This window comes from Oceanobacillus sp. FSL W7-1293 (assembly GCF_037969815.1).
GTDB classification, from domain to species: Bacteria; Bacillota; Bacilli; order Bacillales; family Amphibacillaceae; genus Oceanobacillus; species Oceanobacillus oncorhynchi.
In genome coordinates, this window is record NZ_CP150212.1 from 2,702,126 (window position 1) to 2,728,188 (window position 26,063).

The window sequence follows — 26,063 nt, forward strand, 5'->3', positions numbered from 1 at the left end:
CTCTCCCTTTTTACTATTGCTACTTCTCATTAACTTGCTTCATTTCATCATGCAAAAAGCCTAACAAATCATTCAACGTTTCTTTCTGCTCATCTGAAAATGAAGATAAAACATCCTGCAAATATTCCTGACGTTTTTGGATTACTTCTTCAATAATATGCTTCCCTTTTTCCAGAAGATGGATGCGCACCACGCGCCGGTCATTTGTATCACGGACACGCTCTACTAATTCATTTTTCTCTAAACGATCAACTAAGTCTGTCGTTGTACTAAATGCATGGCTAATACGGTTAGACAATTCGCCAACGGTCAAATCTCCTTCTTCCAGCAGCCACTGCAAGGCAATAAACTGCGGCGAAGTAATCGGATAATGATGTAATATTTTTCTGCCATTTTGTTTAATCATGCCAGAAATATACCTTAATTGTTTTTCCATTTTATTCACTGCTTCTACATCTTTACTCTTTTCCAATTCTTTATTTTTTTCCAAATTGATACCCCCTAAAAGTAAGAATTGCTCCTGGTATTTTAACACTAATTATATAGCAATGGTTATGAAGTCATTTCTTGCTGCTTGTATTACATAGTAAACTAAAAATCGCTTCTTGAAAACTTTTTTAAAGCCGTCCAAGGCAAATACCTTTAAAAATGTACGCACTCTTTTGTTTCAGCCTTCATAAGCTATATCGACTAAATAATTTCCCTTCATGATGCAGTTCTATAAAGCAAGGAGGGGGTAACATTTGAAGGATAATGGGTATAAACCGAAGCAGCTGCTGACCAAACGCGAGAAAGAAGTGTTTGAACTATTGGTACAAGATAAAACAACAAAAGAGATTGCCCAAGAGCTATTCATCTCAGAAAAAACTGTGAGGAACCACATTTCAAACGCGATGCAAAAACTGGGGGTAAAAGGCCGTTCACAGGCTGTTGTTGAATTGCTTCGCATGGGCGAATTAAAACTGTAAACACACAAAAAAGAAAAAACGATACACCAGCATGTCGTTCGAGATCAAAATACATTTATTTTCTTTTTTATTCTATTTTTGTTTTGAGCTCAAATCAATACATGCATTCAGTGGTGAGATGCTGCGGCAGTACTCACCATACAATCGTATACTTTATCGTCATTCCTTACAGGTATAAACTAAGGTTATATGAAGGTGCTTTTTAGTCTGAGCTTTGAAAAAAACGAGCTCAGACTTTTTTATTTTTAAAAGTAATGAAAGGTTTGACAATCAAATACTCGCCGCATAATAAATCTGCCCATTCAGATTTTATATAAGAAAAAGCCACCCTATTTTCAGGGTGACTTTTATACTATTTACCTTTTTAAAAGCCTACTTGCTCTGCAGCATACGTAGCATGTTCATTACTGAATCCTTCAAACACGAGCTGCTCAATCAAGCCGCTTTTGGAAAAACTGGAATAACTTATATAATCTTCTGCTGTTAATACTGCCTGCTCCTGCCAATCTACATCTAATTGACTGACTGCATTCGCAGCATGTTCATTGCTGAATCCTTCAAATTCGAGCTGTTCTATCAAACCGCTTTCTGAAAAGCTAGTAAAAGTTATATAATCCTCTGCCGATAAAACTGCTTGTTCTTGCCAATCTACATCCAATTGATTGACTGCATAGACAGCTTCTTCATTTGTAAATCCTTCAAATTCCAACTGTTCTATCAAACCGCTTTCTGAAAAAGCAGTAAAATTTAAATAATCGCCAGCTGCGCTCACTGCATTTTGTTGAGAGAAGCTTTCTCCAGACGCTTCTTCTTCAATAAGTTCTTCTTCAACTTCTTCTGGTTCTATCGCTTCAGCCAGATTTTCCTCTGCCTCTTCGGATTTCTCGACTTCAGTCGGATTTTCCTCTGCTTCTTCAGGCTCCTCCGCTTCAACCGTTTCTCCCTCTATTTCTTCCGTTTCTTCCACTTCAGCTGGCTCTTCCTCCGTTTCTTCAGGCTCCTCTACTTCAGCAAGTTCTTCTGCTTCTTCAGACTCTTCCTCCTCGACAGCTTCCTCCTCTGCTTCTTCAGATTCCTCATCATTATTCATTTCATCTTGAGCAGGTTCCTCTGCTGCCTCTCCTTCATCCCCGCAACCGCTTAAAATTGCAGCGGCTGCGATAATAGCGATTAGAAAAAACTTCCATTTTTTCAAAACACGCTTTCTTTCTTTCGACATATTGACCACCCCTGTATATGTAATAAGTAAATTTTACCACATGTAATCAAATAGTAATAGATAATATTTAACTTTTTCATAACTAAAAAATTTTATTGAATTAATTAAATTACATATGAATAGAAATATTTTTCCTTATTCTCCATTTCTTTTTCTATTCCTATCCAACATCTGTATTTGCTGCTGCAGGCTTTCAAGAAATGTATTTTGACTTTTTTAGTTTTTCACGACTCCCTTATTAGGGTTACAATTGATTATAGTTTCATATTGTTACTTTTTTATAGATTTTTATATAAATAGTCGCTATTTGTTACATTCCATTTCAAGTAACACTTTGTTACTGTAAAATATAGTTATAGGGAGGATAAAAATAAATGCTTAATCAAAGATTAGCAGCATTAAGGAATGAAAAGAAAAATACCCAGCAAGAAATATCAATTATTATTGGTGTCACTCGCCCTGCATATACTGCTTATGAAAAAGGAACAAGAACACCAGATTATAATTTAGTAGTTAAATTAGCTGACTATTTCGAAGTAAGTGTGGACTACCTGCTAGGCAGAACGGATAATAGAAATTTAGAAAATGAATTCAATCCAATCTCAGAAATCAGTCGTTTGATTAAGGAATATAGAATGGAGTGTTCGAGCTTCCACGAGATTGATCGATGGGAGGCAATGGGACCGGAAGAAATGAAAGAATTGGAGAAATATTTTACATACATTACGGATATGGCTATGAAGAAACAAGAGTATAATAAATAAACTATAAAACTGGGGGACGAAATGATGGGAATTTTAGATGGTTTAATGGGAAATGCTTCAAACGTAGACGAAAAGGAAATCATGAAAGAATACGAGCAATTATTTATTGAAGGAGAAGAAGTAAGCGCAGCCTTTAAAGTTATTCGTGATTTATTTATTTTCACCAATAAACGTCTGATTTTGGTTGATAAACAAGGTTTAACCGGCAAGAAAACAGAATACCATTCCATACTGTATAAAAGCATCTCCCATTTCAGCGTGGAGACTGCCGGACATTTTGATATGGATGCGGAACTTAAAATATGGATTTCAGGTGGAGTCAATCCGCTTGTTTCTAAAACATTTAAGAAAGATACTAATATTTATGATATTCAAAAAGTTCTTGCTTCAGTAGTAGTTTAAAATCATTTGGAAGAAAATTAGCTACTAACTAGAGGAAAGAAATTAAAAACTAGGAAAGCTCTATGAAAGCAGCGAAAACAGCAGAGCCAAATATACGCAAGCTGGATGGACGATAAAAAACTATCATCCATCCAGCTTTTTCTATTTAGACGATTAGCTAAGGGGTTCACCTTCTTCGTGTCCAGCTAAATTGAACACGATTAATATAGGTCATGTCTCCAGCAGCTTCTTCTTTAATGCATCAGACAGCTTTTTTGGCGCTTTCTTTTCTGTATCAATATAAACTAACCTTCCCCGGGCTGTCAGGATAACATCCTCTTCTCTCATCACTTTATAATGAATATCAAAGGAAGTATTACCGACCGACGCTGTTTTTACATAAACACGAATATCATCGCCAAAATAAAGCTCCTTCAGATAATTACATTGTAAATCAGCAACAATAATTCCGTCTTTTTGACGCATATCTTTTGATAAAAAGCTGATACTGTTTAAATAAGCGATGCGCGCTTCTTCAAAGTAAATAAATGGGGAAACATTATTCACATGACCATACATATCTGTTTCAGAAAATCGGACAGATATAGGAATATAGAAAGAAAAATCTTTCTCCCATGCCGAAAAATCTTCAATATAAGGAATACGAGACATACAACCTTTTCCTCTCTCTTGTACAATTTTATATCAATCTCTATCTTTTAATTAAAACGTTTTCATTTCCTGTTGAAGAAAAACCCTGACCGGATTAGTGGTTAGGGTTTTTCGCTTGTTATCCATCACCTATTAAAGTGCTGTGTCACTTCCAAAGAAGTTTTTAAATGCTTGGATATTGGTCGCGCGGTTCATTGCTGCGATAGAAGTTGTCAAAGGAATTCCTTTTGGACAAACTTGTACACAGTTTTGAGAATTTCCACAGCCGTCAATTCCGCCATCTTCCATTAAACCGTTTAAACGGTCACTGGCATTCATTTCACCTGTTGGATGCGCGTTAAATAATCGTGCTTGGGAAATAGCAGCAGGACCAATGAAATTGGAACTGTCATTTACGTTCGGACAAGCTTCCAGACAAACACCGCATGTCATACATTTAGACAGCTCATATGCCCATTGGCGTTTATTCTCCGGCATGCGCGGTCCAGGACCTAAATCATGCGTACCGTCGATTGGAATCCATGCTTTTACTTGCTTTAAAGCTTCAAACATGCGATCACGGTCGACGATAAGATCACGGACAACATCGAATGTAGCCATCGGCTCTAAACGGATAGGCTGCTCCAGCTGATCAACCAATGCCGCACAGGACTGCCTTGCTGTTCCATTAATAACCATTGAACAAGCTCCGCAAACCTCCTCTAAGCAGTTCATGTCCCACATGACTGGTGTAGTTTGCTCTCCTTTGCTGTTTACAGGATTTTTTCGGATTTCCATTAAAGCAGAAATAACATTCATATTCTGTCTATAAGGTATCTCAAACGTTTCCTCATAAGGAGCAGCGTCCGGACCGTCTTGTCTAGTTATAATAAAGGTAACTTTACTTTGTTCAGCCATTTCGTTTACTCCTTTCTAATGTTTTGTTGTATAATCTCGTTTCCGAGGAGGAATCAAGGAAATATCTACATCTTCATAACTAAATACAGGCTCATTCTTTTCTGCATTGTATTCAGCGACAGTTGTTTTTAACCATTCCTCATCATTTCGTTCCGGAAATTCCGGTTTATAATGTGCTCCGCGGCTTTCGTTCCGGTTATACGCACCAATGGTGATCACTCGTGCTAATTGAAGCATATGCTTTAATTGACGGGTGAACATAACTCCTTGGTTGCTCCAGCGGGTCGTATCATTAATATTGATATTTTCCCAGCGCTCCATCAATTCGACAATTTTCTTATCCGTTTTTAACAGCTTTTCATTTTCACGAACTACTGTAACGTTATCTGTCATCCAGTCTCCAAGCTCTTTATGGATTTGATATGCATTTTCTGTCCCCTGCATATTCATCAGCTTTTCAAAATCGCTTTGTTCTGCTTCTTCACGAGATTGATAGAGTTCATCCGGAAGCTCTTCCACATGCTCCTCCAGTCCATCGATGTATTCAATGGCATTAGGGCCAGCGACCATACCGCCATAGATTGCGGATAACAGGGAATTCGCACCCAGACGATTTCCGCCATGCTGAGAATAATCACATTCACCAGCAGCAAAAATTCCAGGAATGCTTGTCATTTGCTTCTCATCAACCCATAATCCACCCATGGAATAGTGAACTGCAGGGAAGATTTTCATTGGCACTTTACGAGGATCTTCACCGACAAATTTCTCATAAATCTCAATAATTCCGCCGAGTTTTACATCAAGCTCTTTTGGATCTTTATGCGATAAATCAAGGTAAACCATGTTTTCCCCATTGATACCAAGTTTTTGGTTTACGCAAACATCAAAAATTTCACGTGTTGCGATATCACGAGGAACAAGGTTACCATATGCCGGATATTTTTCTTCAAGGAAGTACCAAGGTTCTCCATCTTTATACGTCCAAACACGGCCGCCTTCCCCACGGGCTGATTCACTCATTAATCGCAGCTTATCATCTCCCGGAATTGCAGTCGGATGGATTTGGATAAATTCTCCGTTTGCATACTTTGCACCTTGCAAATAAAGCTTACTTGCTGCAGAGCCTGTATTAATCATGGAATTTGTTGATTTCCCAAAGATAATACCAGGGCCGCCCGTTGCAAAGATGGTTGCATCTGAACGAAATGCTCTAATTTCATGTGTTTTTACATCTTGAGCCACAATTCCTTTTCCTACACCGTTTTCATCAATAACCGCTTCAAGGAATTCCCAGCCTTCAAATTTGGTGACCAGACCTTCTACTTCATAACGGCGAACCTGCTCATCTAATGCATATAATAATTGTTGTCCTGTCGTTGCCCCTGCATATGCTGTACGGTGCATCTGCGTACCGCCAAAACGTCGGAAATCTAATAGACCTTCCGGTGTACGGTTAAACATAACTCCCATACGGTCAAACATATGTATAATACCTGGTGCAGCATCACACATTGCTTTTACCTGCGGCTGATTGGCGAGAAAATCTCCGCCATAAACTGTATCATCAAAATGCAAATCAGGAGAATCTCCTTCTCCCTTTGTATTAACAGCTCCATTAATACCGCCCTGTGCACATACAGAGTGAGAACGTTTTACAGGTACGATAGAAAATAAATCTACATTTACTCCTGCTTCAGCAGCTTTGATTGTAGCCATTAAACCGGCTAAGCCGCCGCCGACTACAGCAACTTTTTTACTCATTCGTTAGCTCACTCCTTCTTTCATTCCATTACTGTTTATACACCATATGCGAATGCAAGTAATGATCTTATACCTAGATAGCCGACTGCTAAAAATACAATCAGACACACATACGTAGAAATGCGCTGTGATTTCGGTGTTTGTGTAATTCCCCATGTTACCATGAAGCTCCACAATCCATTTGCGAAATGGAATACAGCCGAAAGAACCCCTACCACATAGAACCAAAACATCGGCGTGCTGGAAAGGATGCCTTCCATCAAGCTATAGTTGATATCCACATTTCCTAAAGCAAGCTGAACGCGTGTTTCAAATACGTGCCATGCAATGAAGATAACAAGGATAATTCCAGTAACCCGCTGCAGTGCGAACATCCAGTTACGGAAGAATCCATAACGTCGTGTACTGTATCTAGATGTAAAAACAATATAAACACCCAGAATCGCATGGAACAAAATTGGTAGATAGATTACTAATGTCTCCAGCAGCAATACAAATGGTAATTCGTGCATAATACCAGCTGCTGTATTAAATACTTCTTCTCCATACACAGCAAGATGATTGATAAATAAATGTTGTACTAGGAAAATACCAATCGGCACAACTCCCAGCAGCGAATGTAGTCTTCTAAAGAAGAACTCACGTTGTTCTGCCATGTTTACCCCCCTTTTGAAACGTAATCCCTATAATATGTATACTATAAAAATAAAGCGCTTTACAAAATTGTAAATATTTATTTTTTATAGTACAGCCAATAACATCTATTATTGTACTTCTTACATTGTAAAGCGTCAAGAATTCCCGACCGGCTTCTTTAAGAAAATGAAAAGTATTTATTAAAATCTCTATTACATGAGAAATTGAATTATATTATTGCATCATTCTATAAGATAATCGCCGTTTTTACATCAAAATGAAACAAAACCATACGAAAACCAAGAAAAAGATTTAGAAAAGTCGCAGAGAATGTTATTATAATAGAGATATTTAACTTCGTTTGCGGTTCCAGATGATGTTAATCTCTTGGATAATCTATTAATTTAATGGCAGTGTTCAAAAATCTCGAAATATAGCTGACAGGAAAAATAACCGCATGACCGGACGACAGACGGTGAAGGAATCCCCTTTTCCTGCTCAGGCTGAGACCTGTATGAACACGCAAGTAAGTTAAATTATCTAGTTCCAATACTTGCTAATCAACAGACAACAATACATAATAACCATAGACATGTAACACGAACGAGACGTGAAGGAAAGGATGAAAGTAGTGTCAAAGTATGGCAGCAATCAAAAATTAGATGTAAATGAGTTAGAGCAATTATATAGTGACGGCGCGGGATATGATATTTTACGCTATATTGGTTTACCGGAGCTGTTTGGTGAAGAAAAAGATACACTTCTTTATTTTTTAGGCAGAAATCTGGCACGGAAATTTGAGTTTAGCAGTCTGGAAGATTTAAGTTTATTTTTTGAAAAAATGGGTTTAGGGGCCCTGGATCTAGTAAAAGATAAAAAGAACGTAAAAACCTTTTATCTTCTATCCGATACAATTGTTGCGAAATTAAAATCAAATATGGAGACCGATTTCCGTTTAGAAGCCGGAATAATAGCAGAGGCGCTGCAACAGCTGGAAGGCGTAGATTGTGAATGCCTTGAATCTGTTCACCGTCGCCTGAAACAAGTTGAATTTACGGTTTATATACAGGATTGATAACCTTTAAAACTGAACAAAACGATCGCGAAACTTATTCGATTTCACGATCGTTTTGTTCTGCTTCCTGCTTCTTTAAATGTCCGATAATCTCTGTGGCTATATTTTTGGGTATGCCAATTTTACGCATATCCTCCAAAGAGGCATTTTTAATTTCTTCTACCGATTTGAAATGCGTCAATAAAAGCTTGCGTCGTTTCTCTCCAACACCCGGGATACGGTCAAGCTCGGATTGAAACAGTCCTTTTCCTCTTAATTGCCTGTGGAAGGTAATGGCAAAGCGGTGCACCTCATCCTGTATCCGCTGCACTAAATAAAAGGCCTGTGATTGGCGTTTTAACGGAATGACCTCCGGAGGCTCCCCGTATAATAATTCGCTGGTTTTGTGCCGGTCATCCTTAGCAAGACCAGCAAGCGGAATACTTAAACCAAGTTCATTTTCCAGCACATCTGATGCTGAAGTCATCTGGCCTTTTCCCCCGTCAACAATAATTAAATCAGGTAAAGGAAGCTCCTCGCGAAGTACTCTGGTATAACGTCTGCGTATTACTTCCCGCATAGTTTCATAATCATCCGGTCCTTTGACATCTTTGATTTTATATTTGCGATATTCTTTTTTGTTCGGTTTTCCATCTTCAAAAACAATCATCGCCGATACAGGATCTGTTCCTTGAATATTCGAATTATCAAACGCTTCAATCCGGCGAGGTGTCTCTATATTTAAGTAATCGCCTAAATCCTCCATCGCTTGATAGGTTCTTTCTTCATCCCGCTCAATTAATTGAAATTTCTCGTTCAAAGCGATTTTTGCATTTTTTTCAGCTAATTCTACCATTTCCTTTTTTCTGCCACGAAGCGGTGTATGGACATTGACTTCAAGTAATTTTTCCAATATCTCATCATCAATGCCTATCGGAACTAATACCTGTTTTGGCTTCAAATGGTTTTCCTGCAGATAAAATCGCGCTATAAAACTGACGATCGCTTCTTCCGCATTATCATAAAATGGAAAGATGCTGACATCGCGTTCTATCAGCTTTCCTTGCCGGATAAAGAAAACCTGTACACACATCCAGCCTTTATCATAGCTGTACCCAAAAACATCCCTGTTTACTAAATCATTAGCAGCCATTTTCTGCTGTTCCATCGTTGCATCGATGTATTGGATAGTGTCTCGAAGTTCTTTTGCTCTTTCAAAATTCAGCACTTCACTTGCTTCTGTCATTTCTCTTGTCAAACGGTTGCGAATATCCTTAAACCCGCCATGTAAAAAGGAGGTTATCTCCTGAACAATTTGCTGATACGTTTCTTTAGAAGGCGGATTTTTACCACAGGCTAAGCATTGCCCCATATGATAATAAAGACACGGTCTGCCGGGAGGATTATTACATTTCCTGAGCGGATAGATCCGGTCTAAAAGCTTTTTGGTTTCCCTTGCCGCAATCACGTTAGGATAAGGACCAAAATATTTTCCTTTATCTTTTTTTAACTGTCTTGTGACAATTAACCTCGGGTGCCGTTCAGATGTAATCTTCAAATAAGGATACGATTTATCATCCTTCAGCATTACATTATATTTAGGATCATATTTTTTTATTAAATTCATTTCTAAAATAAGTGCTTCAATCTCTGATGACGTAACCATATATTCAAAATCTGCAATATCCTGGACTAAACGCTGCGTTTTCCTGTCATTCGCCCCGCGAAAATAAGAACGAACGCGATTTCTTAACTTTTTAGATTTTCCTACATAAATAATTGTCCCATGCTTATCCTTCATTAAATAACAGCCAGGCTGCATTGGAAGAATAGCCAACTTTTTTTCAATTGCTTCTTTCATCTATAACCAGCCCTTTATACATCAGAAAATCCCTTTTCATCTGCTTGATGACAAAGGGATTCCTTTTTTTCTAATAGAAATCAAAGAATCCGTTCTGTGATATGCTATCATCGCAGAACGAAAACGTGACTTTATCAGGCATGTTTATTAATTAAATCTGTTAATGCCTCTTTAGGTTGGAAACCAATAACCTGGTCTACCACTTCCCCATCTTTGAATAAAAGAAGTGTCGGTATACTCATTACACCAAATTTCCCAGCTGTTTCCTGGTTTTCATCCACATCTAATTTGACGATCTGTACTTTCTCTTCCATTTCTCCATCAATTTCTTCTAAAACAGGAGCAATCATTTTACAAGGTCCACACCATGGAGCCCAGAAATCTGCAAGTACAAGACCTTTTGACGTCTCGTCTGTAAAGTTTTGATCCGTTACATGTTTAATTGCCATTATTTTTACCTCCTTAAAACATCATGCAGCTTATCATAAGCTTAGTATGAGTATATCATCGTATAAGTATACTTCCTAATAGTTTGCTTGAATTGATTAAAATTACTTTCAAAAGGCCTGTGCCACAGCATTTCTCACAGACCTTTTACTTCCTTTATGCTTTCACTTTTTTAATTTCTTCAATAAGCAGCGGGATGACTTCAAATAAATCACCAACAATCCCATAGTCAGCAATATTAAAGATATTTGATTCAGCATCTTTATTTATAGCAACAATTACCTTGGAATTAGACATTCCTGCTAAATGCTGAATTGCGCCGGAGATACCTACAGCAATATATAAATCAGGAGTTACTACTTTTCCGGTCTGCCCAATTTGCAACGCATAATCACAATAGTCAGCATCACAGGCGCCCCTTGATGCCCCTACAGCACCTCCCAGTACATCTGCAAGCTCGTAAAGCGGTTTAAATCCATCTGCACTTTTTACTCCTCTTCCGCCTGCTACAATAACATTTGCTTCTGAGAGGTCAACCCCCTCTGAAGTTTTTCGGACAACATCCTTCACAATCGTACGTAAATCTTTAATATCTATATCCTTGGCATTCACCTCGCCAGACCTTGAAGCATCTTTTTCAAGAGCAGCTATATTATTCGGGCGAATCGTTACAAATATAAAATCATCTGCAAATATTTTCTTTTCAAATGCCTTTCCGGAATAGATAGGACGAATAAATACATTGTCATCGCCATCTTTTTCAATATCTACTACGTCAGAGATAAGTCCTGCTGACAGCCTGCTTGCAACTTTTGGTGTCAGATCTTTTCCGATAGAGGTATGCCCCATGACAATTCCTTTTGGAGATAATTCATCGATAATTTCTAAAACCGCCTGTCCATACCCTTCTGATGTATACGTTTTCAAATTGTCGTGCGTGACTGTAACAACACTATCCGCCCCATAAGCAATCAGTTCTTCACCTGCACTGGTTAAATCACTATCACTGAATAAAACACCCACAATTTCAGCATCCGCATCAATTTGCTTCGCCGCTGCAATTGCCTCAAAGGAAACATTTCTTATATCATTATCTCTTACTTCACCAATCACTAGTAATTTATCGCTCATTATTATTATCCCCTTTCACTATCAGCTGCATTATCATACGAACTTCTCTTTAAAGTATCTTTGGAATTATCTCTTAAAGTACTTTTTGAAATTTCCATTAGAGTACCTCTTGAAATTCCCCTTAAAGTACCTTCTTGTCATTCTTCAATAAAGAAACCAATTCCTTCACCTGATCTGCTACCTCTCCCTCTAACACCTTACCAGCTTCTTTTTCAGGCGGAAGATAAATATCGATTGTTTTCGTTTTTGCCTCTACTTCATCCTCATCTAGATCCAGATCATCGATTTCTAACTCTTCAAGCGGTTTTTTCTTCGCTTTCATAATTCCCGGCAGCGAAGGGTAACGCGGTTCATTTAAGCCTTGTTGACAAGTAACTAGTACAGGCAGGCTGGTTTCGATGATTTCGACATCTCCTTCGACGTCTTTTTCGATGGATGCGGTATCGCCATCAATAGACAGGCTCGTTATCGTTGTAACGCAAGATATTCCCAAAAGCTCGGCAAGTCTCGGTCCAACCTGACCGCTCGCTTCATCAATAGCAACATTCCCTGCCAAAATCAAATCAGCTTCCTTTTCTTCAAAAAATGCTTCTAAAATTTTAGCAGTTGTAAACTGGTCTCCTTCTTCCAAATCTTCTTCTGTATTAATTAGAACGGCTTTGTCCGCTCCCATGGCAAGAGCTGTCCGAAGCTGCTTCTCAGAGTCTTCGTCACCAATGGTAACAACAGTAACCTCTCCGCCATGCTTATCTCTTTGTACAATCGCTTCCTCTACTGCATATTCATCGTAAGGGTTAATGATGAATTCTGCACCGTCATCTTCAATTCTTCCATTTTGAACAGTAATTTTTTCCTCTGTATCAAACGTTTTTTTCAATAATACATAAATATTCATATCTTTTTTCCTCCTTGTCACAAACTAGAATGTATATTTAAAAAGCAGTCCATAGTACAGTTCCTTACCATGATGTAACTTTTTACACTCCCTCGAAAATCTATTTATCTTGGAACTTAGCTGCTCTCTTCTCTTTAAAAGCGCTTACACCTTCCTTCGCATCATATGACCCGAAAATTTCACCAAACAAGCCCGCTTCCCTGTCAGCTCCTTCTGCAAATTGGCTTGTATTTGCATAAGGAATCAATTGCATAATCCGATTGATTCCAGGCTTGCTTTTAGCAGCAATTTTTCCGGCTAATTGACGAACTTCATTTTCCAGCTCATCTTCTTCCACAATCCGGTTAACAAGCCCCCATTCTTCCGCCTGCCTTCCGGAAATCGGTTCTCCGGTTAAAATCATCTCATATGCTCTGGCATTACCTATATATCGCGGCAAACGCTGTGTACCGGCAAAACCAGGAATAATGCCTAAATTCATCTCTGGAAGCCCTATCTTTGCATCGGGTGTAGCATACCTTATATGGCAAGCCATTGCGAGCTCTAATCCTCCGCCTAATGCAGCGCCATGTATGGATGCAATAACAGGAAGCGGAAAATGCTCTATTCTGTTAAAAATGTTCTGGCCATTCTTTGCTAAAGTTTCATACTCTGATGCCTCTTGAAGAGCGGTAAATTCTTTAATATCTGCCCCAGCTGAGAAAAACTTGCCTTCTCCCTGCAGGACAACCACTTTGGCTTCCCCTTCTTGTTCAATCTGTGTTAACAGTTCATCTAATTTTGCGATCAGCTTAGAAGATAATGCATTAGCAGGAGGGCTTTTGATTGTTAAATAAGCAACCCTCTCCTCTACTTTTAATTCCAAAACGGACAAATCAATCACCTCTTTTTTATATTTCATTATCTGCTTATTTAGAAGCTAAAGCACTGACGAGCATTCTGTGAATCTCAGGCGCCATGTCAACAAGATGATATTTCTGTTCCTTCATCACCCAATTCGTAACAATCTCATCAAGTGTACCGAAAATCATTTGCCTGACCAGAGGTATATTCAAATCCTCTCTAAAATGCTGCTGCTCCATTCCTTTTTGAATAATACCGTCAATCACGGTCAAGTAAGGCTTCAAAACTTGATTAATCTGCAGTCTTAAAGAAATATTTGATTGTCTTAACTCCAGCTGGGTCACAATAGCTAAATAATAATCTGAAGACAGCTGCGTGAAATGCATTTTTATTAAGGTATACAGCTGATTAGAAGCAGAATCATTTTCTTCGATTGCTTTTGCTATTTGATCGATAAATTCTCCCATTTTCACTTCGAATAAAGAAACAAGAATATGTTCTTTGTTCTTAAAGTATAAATAAATGGTACCGTCAGCAACATTCGCTTCCTTTGCTATTTTGGAAACCTGTGACCCATGGTATCCATTTTCGGCAATTACTTTTACAGCAGCTTCAATAATTTGATGATATTTTGGTTTTTGATTATTCATGATTTACTCCTTGATTACATAATTAAAAATGAGTGAATAGTCATTCATATTTTTAATATACAATTCTTGAAGTTTAATGTCAATGAAAAGCTGCTTTGATTAAAACGCTTTCAATATAAATACATTCAGCTTCTCTGCTTAATTAAATTAGCTGTCAAGCTGCTTTGGAAAAGAAAAAAAGAGCACGAGGCTCAAACAGATGCTGCTTCTTGTTTCTGTTTCTCTTCGTCAATCAGTTTTCTTCTTAAGATTTTCCCCACTGCTGTTTTTGGCAATTCATCACGGAATTCATAAATTCTCGGGACTTTGTAGCTTGCGAGATGTTTTCTTGCATATTCATTTAACTCTTCCTCCGTAAGTGCCGCTCCCTCTTTCAACACAATATAAGCCTTTACTGTCTCTCCTCTGTATGGATCAGGCACACCTGCTGCTACCGCTTCCTGGATAGCTTCATGCTCATACAAAACCTCTTCGATTTCTCTTGGATAAATGTTAAAACCGCCTGCAATAATCATATCCTTCTTTCTGTCCACGACATAGAAAAAACCGGATTCATCAACATATCCTAAATCGCCGGTCAACAGCCAGCCATCTTTCAGGGTACTCGACGTCTCTTCTTCATTATTCCAATACCCTTTCATTACTTGCGGTCCTTTTACAGCAATTTCGCCGATTTCTCCAGCCGGAACTTCTTCTAACCCCGATTCGCCCATTTGAACAATTTTAGCATCTGTATCCGGCCAAGGAACGCCGATACTGCCGTTAATACGTTCAGCATATACAAAATTTGCATGTGTTACAGGGGAAGTTTCTGTTAATCCATATCCTTCAACCAGCTTTCCACCGGTAATTCTTTCAAAGCGCTCCTGAATTTCAACCGGTAACGGGGCTGACCCGCTAATACACGCATCTATAGAGGATAAATCATATTTCTCTAATTCCGGATGGTTTAACAGACCGATATAAATTGTTGGGGCGCCTGGGAAAAGATTAGGTTTCTGTTTATCTATTACTTTTAATAAGTCACCCGCATCAAATTTTGGTATCAGAATAATCTTGGAGGCTTTTTTTATCGCAAAGTTCATCACAGCTGTCATCCCGTATACATGGAAGAATGGAAGAATACCTAGAACCACATCCTGACCTTTTTGTTCTTCGCTGCGCGAAAGCCATGTTTCACACATTTGCACATTGGCACTTAAATTATAATGCGTCAGCATTACTCCTTTAGGACTGCCTGTTGTCCCGCCAGTATATTGTAAAAGTGCAAGGTCTTCTTCCGGATTAATAGGGGATTCTAAATAATCAGCAACCGAGTGCTCCATCATCTTTTTCCATACATGGGTATCATTGCTGGGCTCTACCTTCACCACCAAATTGTATTCTCGCTTCTGTATAAATGGATAAATCATATTTTTAGGGAAAGGAAGATAATCCTTGATGCCGGTTACAATAACATGCTCTAATGTCGTATGTGAACGGGCGCTGTTTACACGCGGAAGTAAAATATCTAAACAAATAATTGCTCTAGCCTGCGCATCATTCATTTGAAAAATCAATTCTCTTTCCGTATAAAGCGGATTTGTTGGAACAGCTATTGCTCCTGCCATCAGGATACCATAGTAGCTAATGACCGATTGAGGAGTATTTGGCAAAAAAATAGCAACCCTGTCTCCTTTTCTGATTCCGATAGATTGCAAATAATTCGCTGTTTTTTTCGCCTCTTTATACAGCTCTTTATATGTCATCTCCTTACCCATAAAATAAAGCGCTTTCTTTTCTCCGTGATGCTTCGCCGCATCAATTAAATATTGATACAGAGCGCACTTATCATATTCCAGTGTTTTAGGTAAATCCTCAGGGTAGCAATCATGCCAAGCCCTTTTTTCCAACATAAATCATTCCTCCTTCAATTTAGTCTATACCTATTATAACGGTTAATTGCTAACTTTGAAAATATTATCTAATATTTAGAGAAATAAATAAACCAATCCCACGATGAAAAAAATAATTCCAACTGCCATTAATATTTTTGCTAAACGTTCAAATATCACTCATTGCCCTCCTAACCAACGATGCTTGCTCCGATAACATAGGCTAACCCGACAGAGATGACCATCGAAATAAAGCCGACAGCCTTATTGCCGTTGCCGATTTCTTCATCCACTTTCATAAATGGAGTTAAAAATTCAAAAAACAAATACCCTGCTATTAATAATACAAAACCGAAAATCCCCCAGCCCATCGATACCATTAAACTATCGTTATGCTCAATGGAGAATCTGAAAATCATGGCTATACCGAATAGCTTTCCTCCGGTAGCCATCGCAACAGCCAGATTCCCTTTTTTTATTTCCTCCCAGTTTTTATAGGAGGTTACCAGTTCAGCAATTGCTAAAAAGAGCAGAGTGGATAAAATAAACACACTATATCTTGCTGCGGTTATTACTAAAATATTTTCCCAAAAGCCTTCCATTTTTCTCGCTCCTTCATTTGGAAAAAGGGATTCGTTACCAGTATAGCATCAACCCCTTTTTCCAATCTTACTAAACATTTAACTCTACTACTTATTCAAAGCGAATAACTGTAACGCCGCTTCCGCCTTCTCCTGCTTCACCTGACCTTGAGCCTTTGATATGCGGATGCCGCTTCACAAATTCCTGAACACCCTTTCGCAAGGCGCCAGTCCCTTTCCCATGAATAATAGATGCTTGTGCATAGCCGGCCAGCAATACATCATCCACATACTTCTCCAGCTTGTGCATCGCGTCCTCATAACGTTCACCGCGTAAATCTAACTCTGTTTTTACATGCTGGTTATTGCCCCTAACCGTGGCCACTGGCTCAGCCTGCTTCTTTTTCTTCTTCTTGACGAGCTCTAAATCAGACCGTTTTACTTTTACTTTCATAATACCGACCTGCACCCTATATTCCTTGTCATTCACCTTTTCAACAACCTCGCCAAGCTGATTTACGGTGAGCAGCTTAATCTCGTCTCCCGGCTTCAGTTCACTCTGTTCTTGCTTCTTCTCAGGCTGGACAGCTGATTTATCACTGCTTAGATTCGGCATTGCATCGTCAAGCATCTTTCTGGCTTCGATCCACTCATGTTCTTTCATGCCAGACTGATCTTTCATATTGCGCATCATCTGCACAATTTCTTCTGCTTCCTGACGCGCCTTCAGCAATGCTTTTTCAGCCTTCTCTTCCGTTTTTTCATAAATCTTTTGCTTATTATCTTCCCATCGGTTCATCGCTTTTGTTAGTTCTTGATGCAGTTTTTCACTTTCTTCAAGTACCTGATGCGCTTTTTCATAGTCTCGCTCTGCCTCTGTATGGGATTGTTCTAAGGAAGCAATCATATTTTCTACTTGATGAGAATCCACACCAATCAGCTGCTTCGCTTGATTAATGATATTTCCATCAAGCCCTAACCGCTTCGAAATGTCAAATGCATTACTTCGTCCAGGCACGCCAATTAGTAACCGGTATGTCGGCCGTAATGTTTCTACATTAAACTCTACAGAAGCATTGACCACCTGCGTCCGGTTATATCCATAAGCTTTTAGTTCCGGGTAATGGGTCGTCGCAATAACACTTGCATTTTTAGAAAGCACCTCATCCAGAATCGACATTGCTAAAGCAGCCCCTTCTTGCGGGTCTGTACCAGAGCCTAATTCATCAAATAAAACCAGCGACTGATCCGTGACATGCTTCATAATTTCCACAATGTTTGTCATATGGGAGGAAAAGGTACTCAGGTTTTGTTCAATTGACTGTTCATCACCTATATCAGCGAAAACCTCATCAAATATCGGCATTTCACAACCATCGAGTGCGGGTACCTGTAAACCGGATTGAGCCATCAATGTACAAAGTCCAACCATTTTCAAAGTAACTGTCTTTCCGCCTGTATTTGGTCCTGTAATAACAATTGCCTGATAATCCTTGCCCATTTCCACATCATTTGGAACAACTTGATCATCTGGAATATATGGGTGTCTTGCCTGCTGCATCTTTATATAACCATGTATATTCATTTTAGGTCTTACCGCATGCATTTTTTGAGCAAGTTTTCCCCGGGCACTGATAAAATCAATTTCCGAAAGCCAATAGACATTATTTAAAAGCTCTTGTTCATAGGAAGCGATATGCCCGCTGAGTTCCTTTAAAATCCGTTCTATTTCTTGCTTTTCTTTAGAAAATAAATCCTGTAATTTATTATTCATATCCACTACCGCTTTTGGCTCCATAAATAATGTCTGACCGGATGATGACTGATCATGGACAATTCCGCCAATGGCAGCCCGGTATTCCTGTCTTACCGGCAAAACATAACGATCATTCCGAATCGTGATAATCGAATCGGAAAGCATTTTACTGTTAGAGCGTGTATAGCTTTCCAGCTTGCTTCGGACACTGCTTTCGTACGTCCGGATAGAGCTGCGGATAGAACGTAAAGCTGATGAAGCACCATCCATTATTTGACCATGATCATCGATACAGCTGTTAATATGCTGTTCCAAATCCCGGATAGCGATAATATTTGCTGCGGCAGATTGAAGAATTGGTATTTCCAAATCCTCGACCTGTTCTAAAAAACTTTTGGCCTGTCTGCCTCCATATAACGTATCACCAATGCGTAAAACCTCATCTGCAGAAAGAATGCTCCCTATTGCACTGCGTTTCACACTCGGTCGTATATCAGATATACCGCCTAAAGGAATCACTTTATTCAGCCGGAAAATTTGAACGGCTTCGTCAGTCTGCGCTTGTAACTCCTCTACTTCATCAAGCGTCGACTTTGGTCGTAATTTAGATGCTAAATCCTTTCCTATAGAGGTTTCTGCTTGTTCACGAACCCTTTCAACAAGGCGGTGAAACTCAAGCGTTTTTAGTACACGTTCGTTCATTTTAACCCCTCTTTTATTAAAAATTAAAATCTATACTTTGTGCCAGTTTCCGCATGAAAACAATGACGCATTTATTTTCCCTGGTTAAAGAATGCAGCTAATTCTTCTTTTGTCCATGTGTTGATTACAGTGGACGGTTTGATCCATCCTTTACGGGCAGTAGCTACACCATATTGCATATGTTCAAGCATCTGATAGTTGTGTGCGTCAGTATCAATGACAAGCTTTACGCCTGCTTCCTGCGCTTTTTTAGCCCATTCATGGGATAAATCTAAGCGATTGGGATTAGCATTGATTTCTAATGCGGTATTTGTTTCTTTTGCTTTTTCAATCAATTTTTCCAGGTTCACTTTATATCCATCTCTTCTCCCGATTAGCCTTCCTGTCGGGTGAGCAATAATCGAAACATATGGATTTTCTAAGGCGTTAGTCAGCCTGTGCATGATTTCCTCTTCCGATTGTTGAAAACTGGAATGTATCGCACCGATAACAAAGTCCATTTCCTTTAGAAAATCATCCTCAAAATCTAAGCTGCCATCTGGCAGAATATCCATTTCCACACCCGAAAAGATATGGAAATCAGCGTACTTTTCATTTAATGCATTAATTTCCTGACGCTGCTTACGAAGACGTTCTTCATTTAATCCATTTGCTACGCGCAAGTATTTAGAGTGGTCTGTAATCGCCATATAGGAATAGCCCATACTTTTTACCTTTTCAGCCATTTCTTCTAAAGACTGTGCTCCATCACTCCAGGTGGTATGCATATGCAAATCTCCGCGAATATCGGATAGCTGGATTAATTTCTGTTCCTCTGTAAACAGGTCTACTTCTCCTGTATTTTCACGAACCTCCGGGGGAATAAAATGCAGACCAAAATGATTAAAAAAGGCTTCTTCCGTTTCAAACTGGAACGTCTCTCCTGTTTCTTCCACCTCTACACCGTATTCACTGATTTTTTCACCACGCGACTTTGCTAATTGACGCATAGCTACATTATGATCCTTTGAACCGGTAAAGTGATGTAAAGTAGAAGCAAATTCCCCGTCAGAAACCAGACGAAAATCAACATTGATATCATAAGCTTCTTCTAAAGTGATAGAAACCTTTGTATCTCCGCTTGCAATAACATTTTTGACAGAAGGCAGTGCGATTAAAGCTTCTTTTACCTCGCCTGCATCATCCGTAGCAATGATAAAATCAAGATCCTTTACAGTTTCACGCATACGCCGGATGCTCCCTGCCTGAGAGTAACGGACAATACCCGGAATATCCTCCAGGTAAGCTTCTATCTTCTCAGCAATCGGAAGCATCATTGCTACCGGAAGCCGTTCCGGTCTCTTCCCCGCATCCTCGATTGCTGCAACGATTTTCTCTACAGATTTTTTTCCAAATCCAGGTAACGCTTCTACCTTTCCAGACAGACAAGCTTCTTTTAACGTTTCCGCATCTATGACGCCCAGCTCCTGATAGAGCTTGGATAATTTTTTCCCGCCTAAACCTGGCAAATCTAATAACGGTACAAGCCCGGCCGGTACTTCTTTCTCCAATTCCGCTAAGGTTTCTGAATGTCCAGCTTCGATAAACTCGGTAATTACTGCTGCAGTTCCTTTTCCAATCCCTTTCATCTTTGTAAAGTCATCTATCTCACTTAAGCTGCGGTCATCTGTTTCAATCGCTTGTGCAGCCTTTCGATAAGCGCTTATTTTAAATGGATTTTCTCCCTTCAGCTCCATATAAACAGCTATATTCTCCAGCAAACGAATGATATCTTTCTTATTCATCTTCTTTCACCCTATTCTGTCACTATTTACATAAAACTGACTCAAGCTATCCAAGTTAGTTTGAGTCAGTTTTGCTTACTATACCTTCTAATGATCTGCTATATTATTTGGTCAGAGATTCTGTCAAGTTGAACCATAATTCAAAAATACGATCTGAAAAATATGGCGTCTGTTCAATAATCCGCATCGCCAGAGAAGACCCTTGGATTGCTTCCTGCACCCCGCCCACAGGCGTTAACGCCAGGATATATAAAATAATGAAGCTGATGAGATAGATCTCAACAAACCCCAGCGCGGCTCCTAGAATTTTATTGATAAAGCTGATAATGGGGATTGCCGCCACAAAATCCAGCATAGAAGCAATAATCTGCAGAATAAATTTCACCGCAAAAAAGATAAGCGCAAAAGAAATCGCATTATAAAATGCCGATTCAACTGGCAGGTTTTCTAAAAACGCTGACCAGGCTCCATCACCTGAGAGATCTGGATAAGGAATATACAAGGATAGTCTTTCTGCAACCGGATTATAATACATTACTGCTACAATAAAAGCAATAATAAACCCTGTTAAATGAAATAGCTGAAGGACAAATCCTCTTTTTAATCCCATCATAATCCCAAATAATAGAAGAATAATTATAATTAAGTTAATCATGTTTGTTAGTCCTCTTTCTTTCGTAATGAACCTAAAAGTGTTGCATAATCCTCTTTTAGTTTTAAATAATCGTTCATTGTATTCACAGCCGTTAATACTGCTAAACTGGCTGTATCTAATTGTTTATTGGCATCATGGATTTCATTCATTTTTTGATCAACTAAATTAGCCACTAGCTGAACATGGCGTTCTGATTCCGTTCCGATAACATGGTATGTCCGATTGTATATTTCAACTGTTACGCGTTGTTTTTCATTGTCTGTCATTTTGGCTTCCTCCTGTGTAACGTTGATTCTAGTATATATTAACATGAACTTTGCATAAAAAGAAGTATTTCAAAATCCTGTTATATTTGCTATAGTCTTAGGTATCCGATGATTGGAGGAATGAAGCTTTGGGCCAAGAAGTATTAACAACATCTGCTGATAAAATTAAACAAATGAAAAAGCATTATCATGCCTGTTTAGAAAAAACACCACAGGGTGCTGTTTTCCGGGCAAAAACACCTTATGCAGTCATCACAGCATATCATTCTGGGAAAGTCCTCTTCCAGGGCAGCCAGCCAGAGAAGGAAAGCACCCAATGGAAGGATGCATCTGCTTCGACACAAGCAGCTAAAGCGAAGCCCTCCTCAAGTATAGACACAGCTATTTTCCAAAAAAGTCATATAGGATCCGATGAGTCAGGAACCGGCGATTATTTTGGACCTATAACCGTTGCGGCTGTTTTTGCAGACGAAGTGCAGCAAGTTCAATTAAAACAAATGGGAGTGGAAGACTCTAAACACTTAAAAGATGACGCCATCCATCGTATCGCACAAGAAATCATACAGCTTCCTATTTCATATACCATCCTTAAGCTAGAGAATGAAAAATACAATCACCTGCAGCTTAAAGGCTGGTCGCAAGGGAAAATGAAAGCCATGCTGCATCATCATGCCATTGACAAATTGATTGAAAAATTAGATGGTACGAATTATGATGGAATCGTCATTGATCAATTTTGTGAGCCTGCCGTTTACAAGCGCTATCTGAACTCAGAAGCATTAAAGCTTCATGAGAAAACTACTTTTATTACAAAAGCGGAAAGCCATTCGATTAATGTTGCTGCTGCTTCTATTTTAGCCAGAGCCCGGTTCGTAACAGCAATGGATAAATTATCCCAAGAAGCAGGTATTACCTTACCGAAAGGCGCGTCCGGCAAAGTGGATAAGGCAGCAGCAAATTATATAAAATCCCATGGCGAACAGCAGCTCGGACATGTTGCTAAGCTTCATTTTGCCAATACAAATAAAGCAAAGAAATATTTACACTAAATGAGGTGCTACAATGAATATACCTTTAAAAAACGATTGGGGACAAGTTTTAGAGCAAGAATTTCAAAAAGACTATTATAAGCACTTGCGGAAATTTCTAAAGACAGAATACGATTCTAACACGGTTTATCCGGATATGTACGATATTTTTAATGCACTGCATTTCACAGATTTCCAAGAGGTGAAGGTTGTTATTTTAGGTCAGGACCCTTATCACGGCCCTAACCAGGCACATGGCTTGAGCTTTTCCGTACAGCCTGGCGTGCCGGTACCTCCTTCCTTAAAAAATATGTATCAGGAACTGGCAGCTGATGTTGATTTTAAGATTCCCTCCCATGGTTATCTGAAAGAATGGGCTGATCAAGGAGTGCTCCTTCTTAACAATGTCCTGACCGTCCGGGCACATCAAGCACATTCTCATAAAAACCAAGGCTGGGAGCGATTCACGAATCAAGTAATTGCTGCTTTAAATCAGAAGGATCATCCGGTTGTCTTCTTATTATGGGGTGCAGCAGCACAGAAGAAGATAGAATTGATCGATACCGATAAGCATTATATTTTAAAAGCGCCGCATCCCAGTCCATTATCTGCCCACCGGGGTTTCTTCGGGTGCCGTCACTTTTCAAAAACAAACGCTATTTTAGAACAGGAGAATCTCACTCCTATTAATTGGCAGCTTTCTTTGACAGTGAATCCTGATAAATGAATCAAGTCTATTTACGCTAAAAGCCGCTGGCACAGCTTCAAAATCTGTGCCAGCGGCTTTTTATATCTTGATCAGGAACGGACATACGATCCAAATTGATTATTTACTTTTTCAACAACCGCTTGATAAGATGTCTCCACTTCATCATCTTTCAACGTACGGCTTGGGTCCTGATACAGAAGACGATAGGCTACAGATTTTTTGCCTTCTTCCATATGCTCTCCCTGATATACATCAAATATAGAGACTTCTTTTACTAACGGAGCCCCTGTTTCCTTAATCACTGCCTGAACCTCTCCAGCAGGAACATCATTATCCAGGATAAAGGCGATATCTCTTGTTACAGATGGATAACGCGGAATATCCGTAAAGGAAGGTGTTGCTTGATGTACAGAAAATACAGACTCCAGATTTATTTCAAAAACATAGGTTTCCTTTACATCAAAATCTTTGGCAACAAGCGGATGAACTTGGCCGACATAGCCGATACCTTTGCCATTTAACTTTATTTCAGCGCAACGTCCCGGATGCATATCTTCCATTTTAGTCTGTGCAAAGGTAACATCTAATTCTAAATGGGCAAATAAGCCTTCCACGATTCCTTTTGCTACATAAAAATCAACCGGCTTCTTCTCTTGCTGCCATGGGTGATTATGCCATAAACCAGTCAACGCGCCGGCAACATGCAAATTCTCAATCGGCTGTTTTGTTATCTGCTCTTCTTCAGAAATGAATACTTTTCCAATTTCATAATACGCTAAATCTGTTTGTGTTCTCGCTACATTATGCTGGAGTACGCGAAGCATCTCTGGAATAAGACTTAAGCGGAGATGGCTGTGCTCCTCACTCATCGGCATTGCTAAACCGACTGTATTAGCAGTCCCTTCCTCCATATCAGGTGTCAGGAATCGCGATGCATCCTGTTTATTTGTTAAGGAGTAGGTTAATGTTTCCATCAATCCGGCGCTGGATAAGTAATTTTTGATTTCCCGCTGCAGCAATTGGACATCTGTTAATCCTCCTGCCTGTACCCATCCTTGCGGAATCGTATATGGCAGATGATCATAACCATAAATACGAATAACTTCTTCTAAAATATCTTCAAAAATAGATATATCCAGACGGCGCGTTGGAACTTGAATAACAATTTCTTCTCCATTTTTGCTGAATTCAAATTGCAGCCGTGCAAGGACAGAGGTCACGTCTTTTTCATCTAACTCCATTCCTAATCGCTGGTTCACTTTCGAAGTTGTAATGGTCACAGACTTCTCCGATTTATCCAATTCATCTACTTCTACAACACCAGCTGCTACTTTTCCGCCAGCATATTTTTGAAGCAGACTGCATGCCCGGACACCGGCGCGTTTCACACGATTTGGGTCAACCCCTTTTTCAAAACGCGTGCTGGATTCACTGCGCAGGCCTGTTTGCTTAATCGTATGGCGAACAGAAGCAGCATCAAAATAAGCAGCCTCCAGCAGGATATTCGTGGTTTCATCCGTCACCTCAGAATCAGCGCCTCCCATGACTCCGGCTAAAGCAACCGGTTCTTTGCCATTCGTTATAACAAGATTCTTCTCATTTAATTGACGTTCCTGATCATCTAAGGTAACCATTGTCTCGTTTTCTTTTCCTTGTCGGATAACGACCTCTTTGGAGCCAAACCGGTCATAGTCAAACGCATGTAACGGCTGTCCGTACTCTAATAATACAAAGTTGGTAATATCTACAACATTGTTGATCGGACGGATACCCGATGCCATTAAATAATTCCGCATCCATAATGGCGCCGGCTTAATTTCGACATCTCTTATAACAAATGCTCCGTAATATGGGTTATTTTCAATGGAATCAATTTTCACATCAATATAATCCTCAGCCTGGATAGATTCATCTGCATTCAGGCTTTCATCTGGTAAATGGATTGGCTGATCTAAAACAGCTGCTACATCATACGCTACACCAAGCATGCTTAATGCATCCGGACGGTTCGCCAGTACATCTAAATCTAACACCGCATCGTCTAGATTTAACAGCTCCTGTACAGGTGTACCAACCTCTGCATCTTCCGGAAAAACAAAAATCCCTTCTGCGACGTCGGAAGGAATGTATTTTTCATCCAATCCGAGCTCCTGCAGGGAACAAATCATCCCATTCGATTCCACTCCGCGCAGCTTTACTTTTTTGATTTTCATGCCATTTGGAAGCTTTGCGCCTGGTTTCGCAACAGCCACCTTCTGACCAGCCCCAACATTGGGCGCGCCGCAGACGATTTGCAGGGATTCTTCCCCGACGTCCACCTGGCATAGATTTAATTTATCTGCATCCGGATGCTTCTCACAGGATTTCACATATCCCACAACAATATTTTCGACAGCAGGGGCCAGATATTCCACTCCCTCTACTTCAATCCCGGATCGTGTTATTTTTTCCGCTAATTCTTCTGGTGTTACATGATCTAAATTGACATAGTTTCGTAACCAATTATAAGAAACAAGCATGTACTCT

25 protein-coding genes are annotated in these 26,063 nt (G+C 39.4%); 6 read left to right on the forward strand and 19 right to left on the reverse strand.

Annotated elements, in window-relative coordinates; translation table 11 throughout:
- Positions 1–19: 19 nt before the first annotated feature.
- Positions 20–472 carry a MarR family transcriptional regulator gene (locus MKY65_RS13290; protein ID WP_339185243.1) on the reverse strand — a complete coding sequence of 151 codons (453 nt, stop codon included), beginning with the start codon at positions 470–472 and terminating at the stop codon, positions 20–22.
- A gap of 271 nt (positions 473–743) precedes the next feature.
- On the opposite strand from MKY65_RS13290, the gene MKY65_RS13295 reads away from it, so the two are divergent.
- Positions 744–968 (forward strand): response regulator transcription factor, encoded by a 225-nt coding sequence (locus MKY65_RS13295; protein ID WP_040981732.1) that lies wholly within the window; start codon positions 744–746, stop codon positions 966–968.
- A 364-nt stretch (positions 969–1,332) separates the two neighbouring features.
- On the opposite strand, the gene MKY65_RS13300 is transcribed toward MKY65_RS13295, so the two are convergent.
- The gene (locus MKY65_RS13300) at positions 1,333–2,187 is read right to left on the reverse strand and encodes an Ltp family lipoprotein (protein ID WP_339177532.1); all 855 of its coding nucleotides are present in this window, start codon (positions 2,185–2,187) and stop codon (positions 1,333–1,335) included.
- A 374-nt stretch (positions 2,188–2,561) separates the two neighbouring features.
- Between MKY65_RS13300 and MKY65_RS13305 the strand changes: the two genes are divergently transcribed.
- Both MKY65_RS13305 and MKY65_RS13310 read left to right on the forward strand, forming a co-directional pair.
- Positions 2,562–2,951: a helix-turn-helix transcriptional regulator gene (locus tag MKY65_RS13305; RefSeq protein WP_339177533.1), complete on the forward strand. Its 390-nt coding sequence runs from the start codon at positions 2,562–2,564 to the stop codon at positions 2,949–2,951.
- 24 nt (positions 2,952–2,975) lie between these two features.
- Positions 2,976–3,353: a PH domain-containing protein gene (locus MKY65_RS13310; RefSeq protein WP_193062402.1), complete on the forward strand. Its 378-nt coding sequence runs from the start codon at positions 2,976–2,978 to the stop codon at positions 3,351–3,353.
- A 210-nt stretch (positions 3,354–3,563) separates the two neighbouring features.
- On the opposite strand, the gene MKY65_RS13315 is transcribed toward MKY65_RS13310, so the two are convergent.
- The 4 genes from MKY65_RS13315 to MKY65_RS13330 form a co-directional block, all read right to left on the reverse strand.
- On the reverse strand, positions 3,564–4,004 hold the full coding sequence (locus MKY65_RS13315; RefSeq protein ID WP_339177537.1) for a thioesterase family protein: 441 nt from the start codon (positions 4,002–4,004) through the stop codon (positions 3,564–3,566).
- A gap of 132 nt (positions 4,005–4,136) precedes the next feature.
- Positions 4,137–4,901, reverse strand: coding sequence for a succinate dehydrogenase iron-sulfur subunit (gene sdhB / locus MKY65_RS13320; RefSeq protein ID WP_042534429.1), 765 nt, complete (start codon positions 4,899–4,901; stop codon positions 4,137–4,139).
- Positions 4,902–4,916: 15 nt separating this feature from the next.
- Positions 4,917–6,665 carry a succinate dehydrogenase flavoprotein subunit gene (gene sdhA, locus MKY65_RS13325; RefSeq protein WP_339177539.1) on the reverse strand — a complete coding sequence of 583 codons (1,749 nt, stop codon included), beginning with the start codon at positions 6,663–6,665 and terminating at the stop codon, positions 4,917–4,919.
- Positions 6,666–6,700: 35 nt separating this feature from the next.
- The gene (locus MKY65_RS13330; protein ID WP_042534431.1) at positions 6,701–7,321 is read right to left on the reverse strand and encodes a succinate dehydrogenase cytochrome b558 subunit; all 621 of its coding nucleotides are present in this window, start codon (positions 7,319–7,321) and stop codon (positions 6,701–6,703) included.
- Between the two features lie 611 nt (positions 7,322–7,932).
- Here MKY65_RS13330 and MKY65_RS13335 point away from each other — a divergent pair.
- A complete protein-coding gene (locus MKY65_RS13335; RefSeq protein WP_339177542.1) occupies positions 7,933–8,376 on the forward strand; it encodes a DUF2507 domain-containing protein in 444 nt (147 codons plus the stop codon).
- Positions 8,377–8,410: 34 nt separating this feature from the next.
- Here MKY65_RS13335 and uvrC read toward each other — a convergent pair whose 3' ends face one another.
- The 12 genes from uvrC to zapA all read right to left on the reverse strand — a co-directional run bounded on the left by uvrC (position 8,411) and on the right by zapA (position 21,800).
- Complete coding sequence (gene uvrC / locus MKY65_RS13340; protein ID WP_339177543.1) at positions 8,411–10,216, reverse strand: excinuclease ABC subunit UvrC; 1,806 nt, start codon at positions 10,214–10,216, stop codon at positions 8,411–8,413.
- Positions 10,217–10,350: 134 nt separating this feature from the next.
- Complete coding sequence (trxA, locus tag MKY65_RS13345) at positions 10,351–10,665, reverse strand: thioredoxin (protein ID WP_042534434.1); 315 nt, start codon at positions 10,663–10,665, stop codon at positions 10,351–10,353.
- 154 nt (positions 10,666–10,819) lie between these two features.
- Positions 10,820–11,794 (reverse strand): electron transfer flavoprotein subunit alpha/FixB family protein, encoded by a 975-nt coding sequence (locus MKY65_RS13350; protein WP_339177545.1) that lies wholly within the window; start codon positions 11,792–11,794, stop codon positions 10,820–10,822.
- Positions 11,795–11,915: 121 nt separating this feature from the next.
- A complete protein-coding gene (locus MKY65_RS13355) occupies positions 11,916–12,689 on the reverse strand; it encodes an electron transfer flavoprotein subunit beta/FixA family protein (RefSeq protein WP_339177547.1) in 774 nt (257 codons plus the stop codon).
- A gap of 100 nt (positions 12,690–12,789) precedes the next feature.
- Positions 12,790–13,590, reverse strand: a complete 801-nt coding sequence (locus MKY65_RS13360) for an enoyl-CoA hydratase (RefSeq protein ID WP_339177549.1) — start codon at positions 13,588–13,590, stop codon at positions 12,790–12,792.
- 7 nt (positions 13,591–13,597) lie between these two features.
- Entirely contained in the window at positions 13,598–14,182 is a 585-nt protein-coding gene (locus MKY65_RS13365; RefSeq protein WP_339177552.1) for a TetR/AcrR family transcriptional regulator, read from the reverse strand.
- Positions 14,183–14,373: 191 nt separating this feature from the next.
- The gene (locus MKY65_RS13370; protein ID WP_339177553.1) at positions 14,374–16,077 is read right to left on the reverse strand and encodes a long-chain-fatty-acid--CoA ligase; all 1,704 of its coding nucleotides are present in this window, start codon (positions 16,075–16,077) and stop codon (positions 14,374–14,376) included.
- A 170-nt stretch (positions 16,078–16,247) separates the two neighbouring features.
- Entirely contained in the window at positions 16,248–16,658 is a 411-nt protein-coding gene (locus tag MKY65_RS13375; RefSeq protein ID WP_042534446.1) for a DUF350 domain-containing protein, read from the reverse strand.
- Between the two features lie 91 nt (positions 16,659–16,749).
- Complete coding sequence (locus MKY65_RS13380; RefSeq protein ID WP_339177555.1) at positions 16,750–19,095, reverse strand: endonuclease MutS2; 2,346 nt, start codon at positions 19,093–19,095, stop codon at positions 16,750–16,752.
- 71 nt (positions 19,096–19,166) lie between these two features.
- On the reverse strand, positions 19,167–20,879 hold the full coding sequence (gene polX / locus MKY65_RS13385; protein WP_339177558.1) for a DNA polymerase/3'-5' exonuclease PolX: 1,713 nt from the start codon (positions 20,877–20,879) through the stop codon (positions 19,167–19,169).
- Between the two features lie 103 nt (positions 20,880–20,982).
- Positions 20,983–21,534, reverse strand: a complete 552-nt coding sequence (locus MKY65_RS13390; protein WP_339177561.1) for a CvpA family protein — start codon at positions 21,532–21,534, stop codon at positions 20,983–20,985.
- 5 nt (positions 21,535–21,539) lie between these two features.
- Positions 21,540–21,800 (reverse strand): cell division protein ZapA, encoded by a 261-nt coding sequence (zapA, locus tag MKY65_RS13395; RefSeq protein WP_042534454.1) that lies wholly within the window; start codon positions 21,798–21,800, stop codon positions 21,540–21,542.
- A gap of 128 nt (positions 21,801–21,928) precedes the next feature.
- Between zapA and rnhC the strand changes: the two genes are divergently transcribed.
- Together rnhC and ung are read left to right on the forward strand one after the other, a co-directional pair.
- Positions 21,929–22,849, forward strand: coding sequence for a ribonuclease HIII (gene rnhC / locus MKY65_RS13400; protein ID WP_339177562.1), 921 nt, complete (start codon positions 21,929–21,931; stop codon positions 22,847–22,849).
- Between the two features lie 13 nt (positions 22,850–22,862).
- On the forward strand, positions 22,863–23,555 hold the full coding sequence (gene ung, locus MKY65_RS13405) for a uracil-DNA glycosylase (RefSeq protein WP_339177564.1): 693 nt from the start codon (positions 22,863–22,865) through the stop codon (positions 23,553–23,555).
- A gap of 71 nt (positions 23,556–23,626) precedes the next feature.
- On the opposite strand, the gene pheT is transcribed toward ung, so the two are convergent.
- Positions 23,627–26,056, reverse strand: coding sequence for a phenylalanine--tRNA ligase subunit beta (pheT, locus tag MKY65_RS13410; RefSeq protein WP_339177565.1), 2,430 nt, complete (start codon positions 26,054–26,056; stop codon positions 23,627–23,629).
- Between the last annotated feature and the right edge of the window lie 7 nt (positions 26,057–26,063).

What these genes read in the sequence shown, in the direction of transcription:
- MKY65_RS13365 (WP_339177552.1), bottom strand. Translation starts at nt 14,182, where the DNA reads ATGAATAATCAAAAACCAAAATATCATCAAATTATTGAAGCTGCTGTA.
- MKY65_RS13310 (WP_193062402.1), top strand. Translation starts at nt 2,976, where the DNA reads ATGGGAATTTTAGATGGTTTAATGGGAAATGCTTCAAACGTAGACGAA.
- MKY65_RS13315 (WP_339177537.1), bottom strand. Translation starts at nt 4,004, where the DNA reads ATGTCTCGTATTCCTTATATTGAAGATTTTTCGGCATGGGAGAAAGAT.
- MKY65_RS13330 (WP_042534431.1), bottom strand. Translation starts at nt 7,321, where the DNA reads ATGGCAGAACAACGTGAGTTCTTCTTTAGAAGACTACATTCGCTGCTG.
- MKY65_RS13355 (WP_339177547.1), bottom strand. Translation starts at nt 12,689, where the DNA reads ATGAATATTTATGTATTATTGAAAAAAACGTTTGATACAGAGGAAAAA.
- MKY65_RS13380 (WP_339177555.1), bottom strand. Translation starts at nt 19,095, where the DNA reads ATGAACGAACGTGTACTAAAAACGCTTGAGTTTCACCGCCTTGTTGAA.
- sdhA (WP_339177539.1), bottom strand. Translation starts at nt 6,665, where the DNA reads ATGAGTAAAAAAGTTGCTGTAGTCGGCGGCGGCTTAGCCGGTTTAATG.
- MKY65_RS13360 (WP_339177549.1), bottom strand. Translation starts at nt 13,590, where the DNA reads ATGAAATATAAAAAAGAGGTGATTGATTTGTCCGTTTTGGAATTAAAA.
- uvrC (WP_339177543.1), bottom strand. Translation starts at nt 10,216, where the DNA reads ATGAAAGAAGCAATTGAAAAAAAGTTGGCTATTCTTCCAATGCAGCCT.
- MKY65_RS13375 (WP_042534446.1), bottom strand. Translation starts at nt 16,658, where the DNA reads ATGGAAGGCTTTTGGGAAAATATTTTAGTAATAACCGCAGCAAGATAT.
- ung (WP_339177564.1), top strand. Translation starts at nt 22,863, where the DNA reads ATGAATATACCTTTAAAAAACGATTGGGGACAAGTTTTAGAGCAAGAA.
- zapA (WP_042534454.1), bottom strand. Translation starts at nt 21,800, where the DNA reads ATGACAGACAATGAAAAACAACGCGTAACAGTTGAAATATACAATCGG.
- trxA (WP_042534434.1), bottom strand. Translation starts at nt 10,665, where the DNA reads ATGGCAATTAAACATGTAACGGATCAAAACTTTACAGACGAGACGTCA.
- MKY65_RS13370 (WP_339177553.1), bottom strand. Translation starts at nt 16,077, where the DNA reads ATGTTGGAAAAAAGGGCTTGGCATGATTGCTACCCTGAGGATTTACCT.
- MKY65_RS13300 (WP_339177532.1), bottom strand. Translation starts at nt 2,187, where the DNA reads ATGTCGAAAGAAAGAAAGCGTGTTTTGAAAAAATGGAAGTTTTTTCTA.
- MKY65_RS13390 (WP_339177561.1), bottom strand. Translation starts at nt 21,534, where the DNA reads ATGATTAACTTAATTATAATTATTCTTCTATTATTTGGGATTATGATG.
- MKY65_RS13305 (WP_339177533.1), top strand. Translation starts at nt 2,562, where the DNA reads ATGCTTAATCAAAGATTAGCAGCATTAAGGAATGAAAAGAAAAATACC.
- pheT (WP_339177565.1), bottom strand. Translation starts at nt 26,056, where the DNA reads ATGCTTGTTTCTTATAATTGGTTACGAAACTATGTCAATTTAGATCAT.
- sdhB (WP_042534429.1), bottom strand. Translation starts at nt 4,901, where the DNA reads ATGGCTGAACAAAGTAAAGTTACCTTTATTATAACTAGACAAGACGGT.
- polX (WP_339177558.1), bottom strand. Translation starts at nt 20,879, where the DNA reads ATGAATAAGAAAGATATCATTCGTTTGCTGGAGAATATAGCTGTTTAT.
- MKY65_RS13350 (WP_339177545.1), bottom strand. Translation starts at nt 11,794, where the DNA reads ATGAGCGATAAATTACTAGTGATTGGTGAAGTAAGAGATAATGATATA.